The organism is Ruegeria sp. YTSC230 (assembly GCF_059609665.1).
Map to the genome: position 1 here is coordinate 179297 of NZ_JBXWMC010000006.1, position 14324 is coordinate 193620.

Below are 14324 nucleotides of genomic sequence, written 5' to 3' on the forward strand. Positions count from 1 at the left end.
CATGGAATGGCTGAACGCTATCGTGCAGGGAACTCTACTCGGCGGGCTTTACGCCCTGTTCGCGGCAGGGTTGTCATTGATCTTTGGAGTCATGCGTATGGTCAATATTGCCCATGGTGACCTGATTGTGCTGGCCGCGTATCTCGGGCTGACGGTTACGACCGCGACGGGAATGCATCCGATGGCTGCTTTGGTGATCGTTGTTCCCGCAATGGCATTGATCGGATATGCCCTTCAGCGCGGCCTTCTGAACCAAACTTTAGGCGACGATATTCTTCCGCCCTTGCTTGTCACCTTCGGCTTGAGCGTGATCATCCAGAACGGGTTGCTGGAGGTCTACACCGCAGACCCCCAAACATTGAATGCCGGTGCGCTGGAAACAGCAAGCGTTGCCGTGGGCGGTGTGGCACTCGGAATCTTACCGCTTCTCACTTTCGGTATCGCCATCGCGGTGATCTGGGGGCTGCAATGGACCTTCTATCATACCGCTCTGGGGCGCGCATTCCGTGCCGTTTCGGACAATCAGGACATCGCCCAGCTCATGGGCCTTAATCGTCGGCACATCTTTGGTCTGGCCATGGCTCTGGCCCTGGGTGTGACTGCGATTGCCGGTATCCTGCTTGGGATTCGGACCAGCTTTGATCCCTCAATCGGCGGCGGTCGTCTGATCTTTGGCTTTGAGGCCGTCATTATCGGGGGGCTCGGTAACCTTTGGGGTACACTGGTCGGCGGCGTGATCCTTGGTGTTGCGCAGACCATCGGTGCCAAGATCGATCCGGGTTGGCAGGTGCTTGCTGGCCATATCGCCTTTCTTGTCATTCTTGCCGTTCGTCCGAACGGCCTCTTCCCGAGGATTTCAGGATGAATCTGCAGGACTATTCCGTATCTCGATCGTCAAAAGCAGCCCGGGTTGCTGCGATCCTTGCGGCGGTCACTCTACTCGTTCTGATAGCAGCGCCCTGGTGGGCGGGCCGCGCTGACATGCGTCTGATGGGCGAGTTGTTCCTCTACCTATCCCTCGCCACCCTTTGGAACCTCATGGCGGGTTACGCCGGTCTCGTCTCGGTTGGTCAGCAGGCCTATGTGGGCTTCGGTGGTTATATGCTCTTTGCGTTGACGATGTTGGGCGGGCTGCACCCGTTGGCCGCCATCGCAGCGGCGGGAGTGCTGGGGGCTTTGATCTCAATCCCGGTTGCTGTTCTGATCTTCAGGCTAAGGGGCGCCTATTTCGCCATAGGCACCTGGGTCATCGCCGAAGTCTTTCGACTTAGCTTCGCGCAAATCTCAGCGCTTGGCGGAGGATCGGGGTCTTCGCTCCCCGTTGCCATCGTGAAATCGCTGGCGTCGGGTCGTGCGATGCGGGAAGCGCTTAGCTATTGGCTGGCGCTCGGGGCCGCTGTTCTGGTGGTGACAGCCGTGTATCTCTTCCTACGCTCGCGGCAAGGGTTGGCGCTGACGGCAATTCGCGACAACGAACTGGCTGCCGGTAGTCTTGGCATCGATATTTGGCGCACAAAATTCATCGTATATGTCGTCACATCGGCATTTACAGCGATGATCGGCGCGCTCATCTTTTTGCAAAAGCTGCGCATTTCGCCGGATGCGGCGTTCAGCGTCAATGACTGGACCGCCTTTGTTATCTTCATCGTGGTGATCGGCGGCATCGGAACCATCGAAGGGCCGATTATCGGTACGTTGGTTTTCTTCGCCCTGCGCGAAACACTCGCAGACCTCGGTACAACTTATCTGATCGTTCTCGGCGTTGTCGCAATCGTTGTCATGCTCAAGGCGCCAAAAGGCATCTGGGGCGTTATCCGCAGCCGTTATGACCTGCAACTTTTCCCGCTGGGCTATCGCGTCAAGCACATCGGACAATCCAAGGAAAACTGAACCCATGGCCCGTCAGAAAAAAACGATCATCACATGCGCCGTAACCGGCGCTATCCACACGCCAACCATGTCGGATGCACTTCCGTACACCTATGATGATATCGCGCGTCAGGCGATTGACGCTGCCGAGGCCGGCGCGTCGATCCTGCACCTGCATGCGCGCAACCCCGAGAACGGCTCACCATCGGTCGACCCGAATGACTTCGCACCTTTCCTGCCGCGCATCAAACAAGCGACAGATGCTGTCGTGAACCTGTCGACCGGTGGATCGCTGACTTTGTCTATTCAGGACCGGATCAATCCGGCCAAGACCTTCAGCCCCGAAATGTGCTCGATGAACATGGGTTCGATGAACTTCTCGTTTCATCCGCTGGCTAACCGGTATGGCGATGACGATTGGAAGTTTGATTGGGAGAAGGACTATGTCGCAAATTCCGATCAGAACATATTTCGCAATACATTCCGGGACATTCGCGAAGCGGCAGAAACTCTGGCCCCACATGACATCAAATTCGAACACGAATGTTACGATGTCGGCCACTTGTACAACCTGAAATTCTGCATGGATATCGGGTTGTTCAAGGCACCCATATTCATTCAATTTATCTTTGGCATCCTCGGCGGCATCGGACCCGAGGTCGACAACCTGATCTTCATGAAACGTACGGCCGACCGGCTTTTCGGTGACGACTATCGGTGGTCAGTCTTGGGGGCTGGAGGGGCACAGATGTCGCTTGCCACGACGGCAAGCCAGATGGGTGGCAATATTCGTGTAGGACTGGAGGACAGCCTGTTCATTTCTCGAGGCGAACTAGCCGAGCGCAATGCTCAACAGGTGTCCAAAATTCGCCGCATCGTAGAGGACTTGGGCAGTCAGGTAGCTTCGCCCGACGAAGCCCGGGAAATTCTGGATTTGAAGGGTGGCGACCGGGTAGCGTTTTAGCAGGAAAGGCGCTTGCTACTCTGCAATACTAAACTGGGGATTGGTTCAATTCTGGGTTTCGACATTAGCAGCAGATTCGTTGAGAGGCCGTTGGTCGGTGTGGTTGAGAAATGCTTGACGTTTAGGTCAGAATTATCTGACGTGATTAGCTGGTTTTGAGGTTTTTGCCGTCGATTGAGATCAAAGATCTGTGACGTTTCACAGTAAGTGTTGAACGTCACACGAGCCTGACCCAACCGTCACAGTTGGACCAAAAACTGTCTGATCGTTCGACATAGGAATTTACCTTAAGTCAAACGCCCAAGGTGCGGGGAATCTTAACTCAGCGCTGTTTACTGGTTGTTGGTATTGGGTTGTGGCGTTGCCTCTCAGGTTGTCGGCTAGTCGCCATTTTAGGCCTACTCCAGACCTTCACCCTACTTTCAAGATGCTGCGGGCGAGCCCGCTTTCCCGACATTCGCTGCACGCGCAAGATCAGGAACTACTCAAACGCACACATTGCGGGACATTTCTGCCTTCCAAATTGATGCCGGCCGTTTTGTTTTTGGCGCAACTAGAGTTGGTAGATTTTGCTGAGAACGACCTGTAGACGTGGCCAAATTAGCCTGATCACGTGCTCTATTCGCTCACTCTGGTAAACTCGAAATTTAAGGCCCCGAAAGAATAGACAGTTGAAATGTGCGTTACTTTTTCAGTCGATTTGTCTCGGTCAATATAAACATTGAGACACTGTTCACGATTAACGTGGATGGCAGGTGTGCGTACACAGAACTGGTTCCCCTCGATCGACCAGTGACCGGAAATCGGTTGCCCTTTCATCCAGGCGAAGTTCATAGTGAGCGTGCCGTCAGTGCTGCGGTCTTGAGAATATGGCATTCCAAAGGGACCCAGCGTTTGTGTCTCCTGATAAATATCGGAAAAGAGTTCAATCAAATTGTCGTGCTGTAAACGGTCGGCCTCCCGCCCGGCTTCGAAATCGAAAGGTGATTCCGGTAATCCCGCGGCTCGCATTGCCTCACTCCAACGATCGTACAGAGCCGGATCGGCATACCGACCGAAATAACCTCGCTGCCAGGCCAGATTGTTCCACACGGTCTCCTTGAGAAACTTTGCCATGTAAAATTTGGCTTCTTCCAGTTCGCCACGTCGGGCATAAGCATTCGCCAGTTGGGAGTACTGATCGATCTTGGTGGACTCTTCGGGAGGGGTCTGCTTAAGCAGTCCCAAGGCCTGCTCTACATCATCAAGCAGAAGGAAGGAGAAAGACAGGTCCCTCGTTTCGCCGGAATTCAGCCGCGGCGACAACGACTGGTATTTGTCGAGTTCCTGTAGTGATTCTTCATAGTTGCCGGCTGCTAGCGACGACAGGCCAAGAACAAATCGTAGCCAAGGCTCGTCAGGTTGGAGGAATACGGCCGCCCTCGCTTTCGCCAATGCCTGCTCGTGGTTTGACAGTTCAATCTCAATTCGAACCTGCAGACCAATCGCATAGACATTCGCGTCTTGTGCTTGGAGGATTGTTTCGATGCTTTCTCTCGCTGCATCTAGTGCATCAAGGGTGTAGCGTATGGTGTTGTAGCCCATACTCCAGATGGTAAAATTGGCTTCCGCGTATCCGACATGTGCGGCGATAAATCCGGGATCGAGGTTAATCGATTTCTCGTAGAGAGGCAGAGATTTTTCTAGATCGAAGAAGTTTCCGCTGTACCGAAACAACTCAGCCTGGGCAAATGCGAGGTAGGCCTCGAAACTGGTGGTAGGCTTGGATTCGAGTATCGCCCGCTCCGTCTGGTTGAGCCTGACCTTCATGGCGGCCGTAGCGCCCAGTTTCAGCATAGCCAAAACGCCAAATAGCTCGTCAGTCTTCCCGACCTCTTTCTGCTCCCAGACAACGTCCTCACCCGAGGCACTGATGTCGCGCAGACGCGCCGAGATCTCGACGGAATCGGCTTGGAATATCGCTGTGCCGTCGAGGATGTAGCGCACGTCCAGATCATCCGGCACGTCGCTGGCAGCAAGTTCGATACCCTTGTATTGCATCGACACGTCGCGAGGTGCGATAGTCAGCCCCTTCAGCCGGGCAAACGAGGCAATCAAGTTCTCCGTCGCGGCCTCGGCAATCAGTCGGCTGCCAGCATCGGCGGCGGCCAGCGGCAACACCAGCAGCTTCGGTGGTCCGGTACTTGTCGGTGCAAACATCCGGTCGCGGGCGTAGAGTCCGGCGGCGATAGCCACCACCAGCGCGATCATCGCCAACGCCCCGTAGCGCACCAGCGGCAGTCGGGTCAGCGTCGCTTTTACCAACTTGCCAGCGTCACTTGGGTCGAGAAGCACTTGGAGAGTCTGGACTGGTTCCGAGATGTTTTTGACCTTTTGCGAACCAAGATTGGCAAATCCCAAGTCGAGCTTACCTTTTACATTGTTGAACACGGCTTCCAAGATCCGTATACTACCCGCCTCTGCCAATCCCTCCAGTCGCGAGGCAACGTTGACGCCATCGCCAAATATATCGTCGCCATCGATTATGTTGTCCCCGAGGTGTACGCCAATTCGGTAGGCAATTCGTCGGTCTTCTGGGTTGTCCTTTTCGCGATCAGCCATCCACTCACGCTTGCTTTGGGCTTGGGTCCTGTGGAACTCTGACCGATGGGCGACATACGCCAAAGCCACCCATTATTTGCATTCTCTCGCGCTACCTAGAGAGCCTATGCACAGGTGCGGCATTGCCAAGTTATCTGAGGTGGATTGGAATATGCGTGAGACCGTGCAATCAGGCCGATAGTTCCGCCACACACCCTTCCCACAGCTCGGACACGTCGGCTCTGGCATGGCAGTAGGAGTGATTGGAAGGACGATAGCGGCCGGGACGAGGATTCTTCTGATTTGGTCGTGGACGACGAGAAGTCGTTGCGTTTGGCGTAGTGAGTTGAACCGACCCATCATCTTTTCCTGTTTTCGCGTCGGCCGGTGTGATCCTTCGATCCGGATGTCGAGCCCCCTTGTGCGCCGGATGGTCGGTGCCCGGCGCGATGGCCTTGGTCGGGGGAAGAAGCATTAGGGGTAGCTGTGCTGAAGTTCGAGCGTGCGTAGCTTGAATGAACGTTTTTGGGCGAATTGGAAGGGCCTCATGGCGGACAAATCCGCCTTTCTTATCAATTGCGCAACGGTACGCTTTCAGAAAAGGGCGTGACACTGTTGTTCAAACTTGGGTCCGGCACATATCCAGAAATGCTGTTACCGGATCCGTTTGTTGCACGGCCCTTGCCAGAGCAATGGTGACCTCGAACTGGCCAATCTCTTGCGCGAGCGGACGCGTGACGACAGCATCGCCTTCAATCGTCAGATTCCGGCCAGGCGGGAAGCCAACAAGAGTAAAGCCCAATCCTTTTCCCACATATGCTTGAACCATTTCGCGCGATTGCGAGGTCAGCGGCACCTCCGGATCAAGACCGGCAGCCCGCAACAAGTCAAGATAGCTGGGGCCGGGACCAGCGCGCGATACGGCAATGTAGGGAATGTCGGACAGGGCCTCGAGCTTCACGCTGTCTGCCTTTGCCAAAGGGTGCGATGCGGGCAGCAAAACCAAGGGCGGCAACGCCTTCAGGATTTCGACATCGAAGCGCGTATTATCAAAGCCCTGATTAAAAACAACAAGCGCATCGACCTCTCCAGCATCAAGTGCAGCAACGAGGCTTGGAAAATCATCTTCCACGACTTCGATACGTACACGGGCATAGTGGTTGCGGAACGTCAGAACCGCGGGCAACACGATCCGTTGGGCAATGGCGTAGTGTGTTCCGATTCGGATCGTTCCGGTTTCCCCTTTGGCCATTTCGGCGGCACGTCGGTCCAGGGCCTTCGCCCGCATTAGCAGAGCTTCTGCATCGGCTAGGAACTCCGTACCCGCGCTGGTCAGCCGCATACCCCGTGCGGGAAAACGATCAAACAAGGTCAAGCCAGTGACCGCTTCGAGTTTATCAAGCGCCGAGGAGATCGCCGGAGCGGAAACGTTCAGTTTTCGCGCCGCAGGCGCGATACCACCGCAACGGGCGATTTCCGACAAAAAGGCAAGTTGACGTAGTGAAAACCGAACCATCAGTAAAATCATCCTTTGAGCCAGATTAATTCAGTTTTTCCGATCTTAAGCAATATCCTACTCTTCTCTCTAGAAAACAGGGAGAGAACCGATGGACATCAGACCTTTGACAGGCAGCTTGGGGGCAGAAGCTTTCGGAGCCGACGTAAGAGACGGTGCGCAGTTTGCACAAATCCAGGCAGCCTTCGCCAAATACTCCGTCGTTGTTCTCAGAGGGCAAAACATTGCTTCGGAAGACCACCTCGACTTCGCGCGCCGCTTCGGTCCGATCAACGTGAACCGCTTTTTCAAACCTGTCGACGGGCACCCTGAAATTGCAACCGTCCTGAAGGAAAAGGACCAGAAAGAAGCGGTGGGCGAAGGCTGGCACACCGATCATTCCTACGACCAGGTCCCGGCGATGGGGTCAATCCTGCATGCCATCGAAATGCCCCCCTACGGCGGTGATACGCTTTTCGTTTCGATGGGCGCGGCCTATGAGGCTCTGTCGGAACCCATGCGCCGGTTTCTTGATGGGCTGACGGCCGTGCATTCGTCGCGCCACGTCTTTGGCGCGGCCACGTTGGATAGTGAAGCGGCCAAAAGCGGAAGGTTGGCTAATGCCGAGGCAGCGACGCAAGATGCGCGCCATCCTGTCGTCATCAAACATCCACTCAGCGGGCGCCGCGGATTGTTCGTAAACCCTGTCTTTACTACGCACATTGAAGGCCTGACGTTCGATGAATCCGCGGCCGTCCTCAATATGATCTATGAGCATTGCAGACAGCCCGAATTTCAGGCCCGAGTCCGTTGGCAGGAAGGCGACATCACCATGTGGGACAATCGCGCCACCTGGCACAAGGCGATCAACGATTATCACGGATTCCGGCGTCTCATGCACAGGATCACTGTGGATGGCGTAGCCTTATCGCGTTAGAAGCCCGATGTTGGTCGTGCAAGCGCAAAAGGAATGTGATGCGCGAAGCGGTCATTCATATGCCGCGTAGAATCTGACATTTTGGGCGCGGAGCCAATTTGGACCGCAAGGCCCGTCAAAGTCGGAAAGGCGGACAAAGCTGCCGTTGGTCTTCCGGCCTGCAATGACCACTTTGGTGTTTTGACCTCCGTAATCAGCCACAATATTGCAGCTCAGGCTTTCGCGAACGTGGGCAGCGCTATAGAGGTAACCGCATGTACACCCAACTTTCAGTTTTTCTTGCATCAACCCTGCGACAGGTAAGACACGCGTATCTTTGGGTCACAGGAAGGTTTTTAAGGCTTGTATTCGTGGTTTGGGCCTTGGCTTTTGGGTGCTCAGTAGTATTGATAGCGTTTAGTTTCGCACAAACTTCCATGCTGCGAAACCAAGCATGGCTATGCCAAAAAGACCAAGCGGCGCTGCAGTCCTCAAATCGGTCATGAGGCAACAGTCCCTATATGTTGCCCAAAACGTATCATCCCATTCTTCGAAGCCGCTATGGGTGAAGCGAACACCTCTACCAACCTGAACAATCAGCCAAGCCGCAATAATGAATGCAATTCCAATAATGAGGGCAATCCACTTCATGATTGCTGTATAGCCGTACTGCGGAGATGAGCAAGTTTGGGCTCTTCTCAAACCTTAGCTGCAGGGCAATCTAACAGCAGCTTCACCGTCTAGGTCAGAAATGCTTGATGTTTGAGTCAGAATTTAAATACGCGAATTTTGCTTTTCTTGAGGTTTTGGCAACCGATTGAGTCAAAGATTTGTGACAATCTCTTCCGGTTTGTGTCGTTTGAGTCCCATATCCAATCCTCCGTTTCCTAACTGTTGGGGTGGACCAATTCGGTGGCGGAGGTTCATCATTGAGAGTTCGATGCTGTGGGGGTTATGATCCACGACGATCAATTGTCCTGTCTAAAACCCAAAAATTGTGGGCTCGACGCTCGCTTCAAGCCTCGTAAAGGTGTTTTCGAACAGTTGGATCGATCCTGTTGCTTTGGGCAGGGTAGATCCCGCAAGCGGCAATAGCCTCACGGGCTGTCACACGCTCATGCAAGCGTTTCCAGATTGTCTTGGCAGCATAAGGCTGCGGGTATGGTCGCCATGCGACACCCATTGTCATGCCCCGCAGGTACTTCAGCTGCTGACGGTGTGCCGAATACAATATGGTGGTGGCAACGCTACCTTCGCGCGCAAGCTCGTGCTCGGTCACGAATATCCTGTTCCCACGCATTGTCACCAAACCCGCATAGCGCGAAATCTGGTGCGTGCTCTTGTCTGGCGATATGGCAATTTCCCTGGATCGGATTGTGAACAACCCATCAACTTCCTGAATCCGGATCAATGAGCAGAAAATCTTTCCTTCCCAAGAAGGCGTGCAGAAATAGGAATGATAGAAGCCTACATATCGCCTCAGGTTTTTCTGTTGGCTCCGAAATGGATCCAGAAATGCGTCCGTGGGCGCTGTCCCGGATTGGGGCAGGGTGCCTTTCAGCATTCGTTCAAAAGCATCGGTTTCAGCAAACAACTCTGCTTCTGTCAGGCCGAAATGACGCGCGATGCGACGCATGTTGTGGGCAGAGGGCAGACTGGAGCCATTCAGGTAGCGATTGAATTGCTGTCTGTTGACGCCGATATCGCGGCAAATCTGTGAAATGTTCCCATGCTCTGCGCACAGCGACCGCAGGTTGGCAGAAAAATTCTCTGACACAGGCAAAACCTTTCGCGTTCTGACGCTATATCACTGCAAAATGCGTCAGTTCGCGTAAGATCGCACAATTTGTTTTATCTGCAAATCGGTTTCTTCTTCGGCATCAACTCGCAACAGACAAGCGCCCAGATGCCAATTGAAACCATCGAGAACACATGGATCACGCTCGCCGATGGGCGACGGCTGGCTGCGCGCATCTGGTTGCCCGAAACCGGTCCTGCCCCCGCAATTCTGGAATATTTACCGTACCGCAAACGTGACGGCACTGCGCCAAGAGATGAAACGACACACACGGTTTTTGCCGAGGCAGGCTATGTCTGCATCCGCGTTGACATAGCAGGAACCGGGGACAGCGAAGGGCAATTCGACGACGAGTACTCTGAGCAGGAACTGCATGATGGTGAGGAAGTCATAGCCTGGATCGCCGCGCAGGATTGGTGTGACGGCCATATCGGGATGATCGGGATATCGTGGGGTGGGTTTAACGGCTTGCAGCTAGCCTTTCGACAACCACCAGCATTAAAGGCCGTCGTCAGCGTCGCCTCGACCGTGGATCGCTATGCGAATGACATCCATTTTATGGGTGGATGCCTTTTAAGTGATAACATGAACTGGGGCAGTCAAATGTTTGCCTATCTGACCCGACCCGCTGATCCGGACCTTCGTGCAGATTGGCGTGAGGATTGGCTAACCCGACTGCAAAGCGTCCCATTTTCTGCTGCGGATTGGCTGCGCCATCAGACACGTGACGCGTTTTGGAAACATGGCTCGGTTTGCGAGGATTGGTCTGCGATCCAAACGCCTGTTTTGGCTATCACCGGATGGGCAGATGCTTATGTCAATGCGCCCACGGCATTGGCAGCCAACCTAACCGTGCCTACCAAGGCCGTCATTGGGCCTTGGGAACACCGCTATCCTCACATCTCGAAACTCGATCCTGCAGACTTTCACTCCGAAGTGATCGGCTGGTTTGACCGCTGGCTGAAAGGACAGGAAAATGGGGCCGAGGACTTGCCTGCGTACAGGACTTACATGCAGGAACACTTCAATCCGACGGCGCACAACTCTGCTCGGCAAGGTCGTTGGATTGCGGAAACCACGTGGCCGTCGCCGCATGTGTCTGAACAGGCTTGGCATTTGGCGCAAGGGGGGTTTTCTCGGGAACCGGCTACAGGCACGGTCGCTGTCACATCACCCAGTCATGTCGGTAGGGAAGGCGGATATTTCTGTGCGGGCATGCGGATCGACAATGAACTTGCAGGGGATCAGGAAAGGGATGATGCCCTGTCGGTTTGTTTTGACAGCGCGCCGCTGCAGGCCCCGCTGGAGCTGCTGGGCCGAGCAAAGCTGAAGTTTAGGTTTTCGGTAAATCGACCTGTTGCCCAACTTGTCGCGCGGTTATGCGATGTCTCGCCCGTAGGTGTATCGCAGCGCATCAGCTATCGTCCACTGAACCTGTGCCACTACCGCAGCCATGAAACGCCCGAAAGTCTGCGGCCGGGTGAAATCTATGAAGCCGAAATTGTTCTGAACGAATGCGCGCATTATTTGCGCGAGGGTCACGTGTTGCGACTGGCGCTGTCGACGTCATACTGGCCGATCGTCTGGCCAGCACCGCACTCGGCCGAGGTGACAATGCACTTGCAGGATTGCACCCTGCATTTGCCGGTGCGGGAAGTCACGCATGAGGTTCAAGCCTCTGAACCTGGCCCGGCACAGAACTATCCAGTTCTTGCCGGTGAACAATTGCGTCCACCATCCGCGCAATCCGAACGCACCGTGACCAAAAATGGTCAGGTGGTTCTGGAGACATTTGATGACTACGGAAAATCGCGCGACCCGTATCATGATCTGATTGTCGGCAGTGACGTTCGTATGCGCTACTGCATTCACCCCGATGATCCGACAACCGCACATTTCGAGACCGATTGGAGTTTTTCGTTCGAGCGCGAAGATTGGCAAGTCGCCATTTCAACCGAATGCCGGATGACCTGCGACGCGCAAAATTTCTATCTCTACCGCAAACTACGCGCCACTGAAGGTGCAGATGAAATCGAAGTTTTGACGAAGGAATGGTCCGAAACCGTTCCGCGCGGACTTCTCTGACTTAATCCAAGGGAGGATACTATGAAGATCGAATGGACAAAGGCCAATGTAGGTCGGCGGAGGTTCCTGAAAGGTGCAACCGCGCTTGGGGCCGCCACGGCGCTTCCGATGGGATGGGCGAACCGCGCGTTTGCGGCAGATGACGGCGTGCTGCGGGTGCGGGCCTATGGAGATGCGCAGAACATGGATCCGGCCCATTCCGTTGGTGTTGTTGAAGAGGAGGTGCATGCTTCGATCTACAACAAGCTGATCCAGTACAAACCAGGCGAGGAATGGGGCTGGCAGTTGGATGCCGCCACGATGATCGAGCAGGTTGATCCGACCCATATCAAGTTCGCATTGCGTGACGATATCGGGTTCACCAATGGATTTGGCGCCATGACCGCAGAGGACGTCAAGTTCAGCATGGAACGGATCGTGGACGACGCAACCGACAGTCCGAACAAGCCCGATCTGGGGCCATTCAGCCACGTGGACGTGACCAGCGAACGCGAAGGCACGATCGTGCTGAACAAACCGTTCGCACCGATCTGGTCGATCGCTCTTCCGTACATTACCGGGAACATTGTCTCGAAAGCCGCAGTCGAAGCCGCTGGTGGCCGGATCGGCGCTGATCCGGTTGCGGAATCCGGTCCTTACCTGCGCGACAGCTGGTCGCCCAAGGAAAAGACTGTTCTTAAGCGCAACCCCGACTGGAAAGGGGACGCGCCCACTTGGGACACCGTCGAGATCTATCCGATTGACGATGAAAACACTGCCGAGATTGCGTTCGAGGCCGGTGAGCTGGATGTAACCCGCGTTTCGCTGGGCTCGGTCGAGCGTTACCGCGCCGGGGTGCCCAATGGTGGATCGTTGGTTGAGAAGCCTTCGCTCTACTATGTCTGGATGGGCATGAACGTTGAGCATCCAAAGCTGCAAAATCAAAAACTGCGGCAGGCGATTCAGCACGCGGTGGATGTTCCCAGCATTCTGGAGGCCGCCTATTTTGGTGCTGCCGAACCAGCGACCGGCATCATCGCACCGGGCCTCGCCGGGCATCGGGCTTCTTCGCTGGTGCCACCGGCAGCGGATTTTGAGAAGGCGGCACAGCTGCTGGCGGAATCCGGTGAAACCAATGTCACGCTGACCCTAGACACGCTGAACAAAACGACCTTCACAACAACCGCCCAGATTATTCAGGCGACGCTGGCGCAGATTGGGATCACGGTTGAAGTCAACGTGCTGGAATCCGGTGCATTCTGGGCGTCTGGCGACAATGAAAACCTGCAGCTTGTTCTGAACCGCTTTTCGATGACCCCAGACCCGTATTATGCGACGTCGTGGTTCACGCCCGAACAGATCGGAAAATGGAACTGGGAACGTTTTAACAGCCCTGAATTTAACGAAATCCATGAATCCGCGGCTGCGGAAACGGATATCGCAAAACGGGCGGAAATGTATCAGCGCGCGCAGGATCTGATGGAAGAAAGCGGTGCCTATCGCTTCATCACTCATGAGGCAACGCCGGTCATTCACAGCGCCCGGGTCATTCCTGCATTGCGGCCAGATGGCCTGTCGTTGCTTCGCTATTTCGGCAAGGCGACCTGACCTCCCCAGGTCGACCGGGTACGGCGGGCGCGTGACGCTCGCCGTGCCAAATTGAACGCCATCAAGCCACAAGGAGCCAGTTGGCCATGCTAAGTTTTGCAACCCGTCGCTTCGGGCTGTCGCTGCTCATCCTGTTCGTGGCGGTCACCGTCATGTTCCTGATGATCCGCGCCGTGCCTGGCGATCCGGTCCAGATCATGCTGGGCCCGCGTGCCACGCCCGAACTTCAGGCCCAACTCACAGCGGCGCTGGGGCTTGATCAACCGATCTGGAAACAGCTCTTGATCTTCTATGGGAATCTTCTGCAAGGAGACTTGGGAACCGATGTATTTTCGGGTCGGTCCGTGACGGACATCGTGTTCCAGCAATTGCCATTCACTCTGGAACTGATTTTTGCGTCAATCCTTTGGTCTGCAAGCCTGGGCATCGCACTTGGTGCCTATGCTGCGGCACATCCCAACACGCTGATCGATCGGATCGCCGCAGCAATTTCCGTCAGCTTCGTGGCTGCCCCGGCCTTTGTTGTCGCACTTTTGGCGCTGCTGGTATTCGCCGTGCATTTGCAGTGGTTTCCCGCCATCGGCGCCGGAGAGGGGTTCTGGGATCGCCTCGACCATCTGGTTCTGCCCGCCTTTGCCATCGGCCTCAGCTGGGTTGGCTATATTGCCCGGCTGGTACGCGCTTCGATGCTCGAGGTTATGGGCGAAAGCCATGTGCGCACGGCGCGCGCCTTTGGCATCGCCGAGCGTCGCGTGGTCATGGTTTATGCACTGCGGATCGCCATTTTGCCGGTGGTCACCGTGATCGGGGTAGGGATGGGCTTTCTTCTTAGCTCCGCTGTTTTTGCTGAAATCGTCTTTGCCCGTCCGGGTTTGGGTAAGTTGGTTATCGATAGCATTACCACCCGAAACTACCCGATTGTTATGGGCTCGGTCCTTATATCAACGGCGTTGTTCGTGGTGTCGACCGCATTGGCAGATCTGATCAATGCGTTGCTCGACCCACGTGCGCGCACGGCTCATTGAGGAGG

The 14324-nt window shown here is 55.1% G+C and carries 11 protein-coding genes; 7 read left to right on the forward strand and 4 right to left on the reverse strand.

The features are described from left to right. The first annotated feature begins 1 nt into the window (after window position 1). Genes AC2FD9_RS13635 through kce form a run of 3 tightly spaced genes read left to right on the forward strand, consistent with a single transcriptional unit; the run spans window position 2 to window position 2833 of the window. Window positions 2-865, forward strand: coding sequence for a branched-chain amino acid ABC transporter permease (locus AC2FD9_RS13635; protein ID WP_496837369.1), 864 nt, complete (start codon window positions 2-4; stop codon window positions 863-865). Continuing rightward, complete coding sequence (locus tag AC2FD9_RS13640) at window positions 862-1890, forward strand: branched-chain amino acid ABC transporter permease (protein ID WP_108862214.1); 1029 nt, start codon at window positions 862-864, stop codon at window positions 1888-1890. Before AC2FD9_RS13635 ends, AC2FD9_RS13640 begins: the two co-directional genes overlap by 4 nt. A 4-nt stretch (window positions 1891-1894) precedes the next feature. After that, complete coding sequence (gene kce, locus AC2FD9_RS13645) at window positions 1895-2833, forward strand: 3,5-dioxohexanoate:acetyl-CoA acetone transferase (RefSeq protein WP_496837371.1); 939 nt, start codon at window positions 1895-1897, stop codon at window positions 2831-2833. A 618-nt stretch (window positions 2834-3451) separates the two neighbouring features. Here kce and AC2FD9_RS13650 read toward each other — a convergent pair. Both AC2FD9_RS13650 and AC2FD9_RS13655 read right to left on the reverse strand, forming a co-directional pair. After that, on the reverse strand, window positions 3452-5434 hold the full coding sequence (locus AC2FD9_RS13650; protein WP_496837373.1) for an adenylate/guanylate cyclase domain-containing protein: 1983 nt from the start codon (window positions 5432-5434) through the stop codon (window positions 3452-3454). Between the two features lie 598 nt (window positions 5435-6032). Next, the gene (locus tag AC2FD9_RS13655; RefSeq protein ID WP_496755608.1) at window positions 6033-6941 is read right to left on the reverse strand and encodes a LysR family transcriptional regulator; all 909 of its coding nucleotides are present in this window, start codon (window positions 6939-6941) and stop codon (window positions 6033-6035) included. A 79-nt stretch (window positions 6942-7020) separates the two neighbouring features. On the opposite strand from AC2FD9_RS13655, the gene AC2FD9_RS13660 reads away from it, so the two are divergent. After that, window positions 7021-7845, forward strand: coding sequence for a TauD/TfdA dioxygenase family protein (locus tag AC2FD9_RS13660; RefSeq protein WP_496837376.1), 825 nt, complete (start codon window positions 7021-7023; stop codon window positions 7843-7845). Window positions 7846-8241: 396 nt separating this feature from the next. Here the strand turns inward: AC2FD9_RS13660 and AC2FD9_RS13665 are convergent, their stop codons facing one another. After that, complete coding sequence (locus AC2FD9_RS13665) at window positions 8242-8475, reverse strand: hypothetical protein (RefSeq protein WP_496837378.1); 234 nt, start codon at window positions 8473-8475, stop codon at window positions 8242-8244. A 364-nt stretch (window positions 8476-8839) separates the two neighbouring features. Then, a complete protein-coding gene (locus AC2FD9_RS13670; protein WP_496837380.1) occupies window positions 8840-9601 on the reverse strand; it encodes a helix-turn-helix transcriptional regulator in 762 nt (253 codons plus the stop codon). 129 nt (window positions 9602-9730) lie between these two features. Here AC2FD9_RS13670 and AC2FD9_RS13675 point away from each other — a divergent pair, with 129 nt between their 5' ends. From AC2FD9_RS13675 to AC2FD9_RS13685, 3 genes are all read left to right on the forward strand, one after another. After that, window positions 9731-11707, forward strand: a complete 1977-nt coding sequence (locus AC2FD9_RS13675; protein ID WP_496837381.1) for a CocE/NonD family hydrolase — start codon at window positions 9731-9733, stop codon at window positions 11705-11707. A 21-nt stretch (window positions 11708-11728) separates the two neighbouring features. Beyond that, window positions 11729-13294, forward strand: a complete 1566-nt coding sequence (locus AC2FD9_RS13680) for an ABC transporter substrate-binding protein (RefSeq protein ID WP_496837382.1) — start codon at window positions 11729-11731, stop codon at window positions 13292-13294. A gap of 86 nt (window positions 13295-13380) precedes the next feature. After that, window positions 13381-14319, forward strand: coding sequence for an ABC transporter permease (locus AC2FD9_RS13685; protein ID WP_108859860.1), 939 nt, complete (start codon window positions 13381-13383; stop codon window positions 14317-14319). Window positions 14320-14324: the final 5 nt, after the last annotated feature.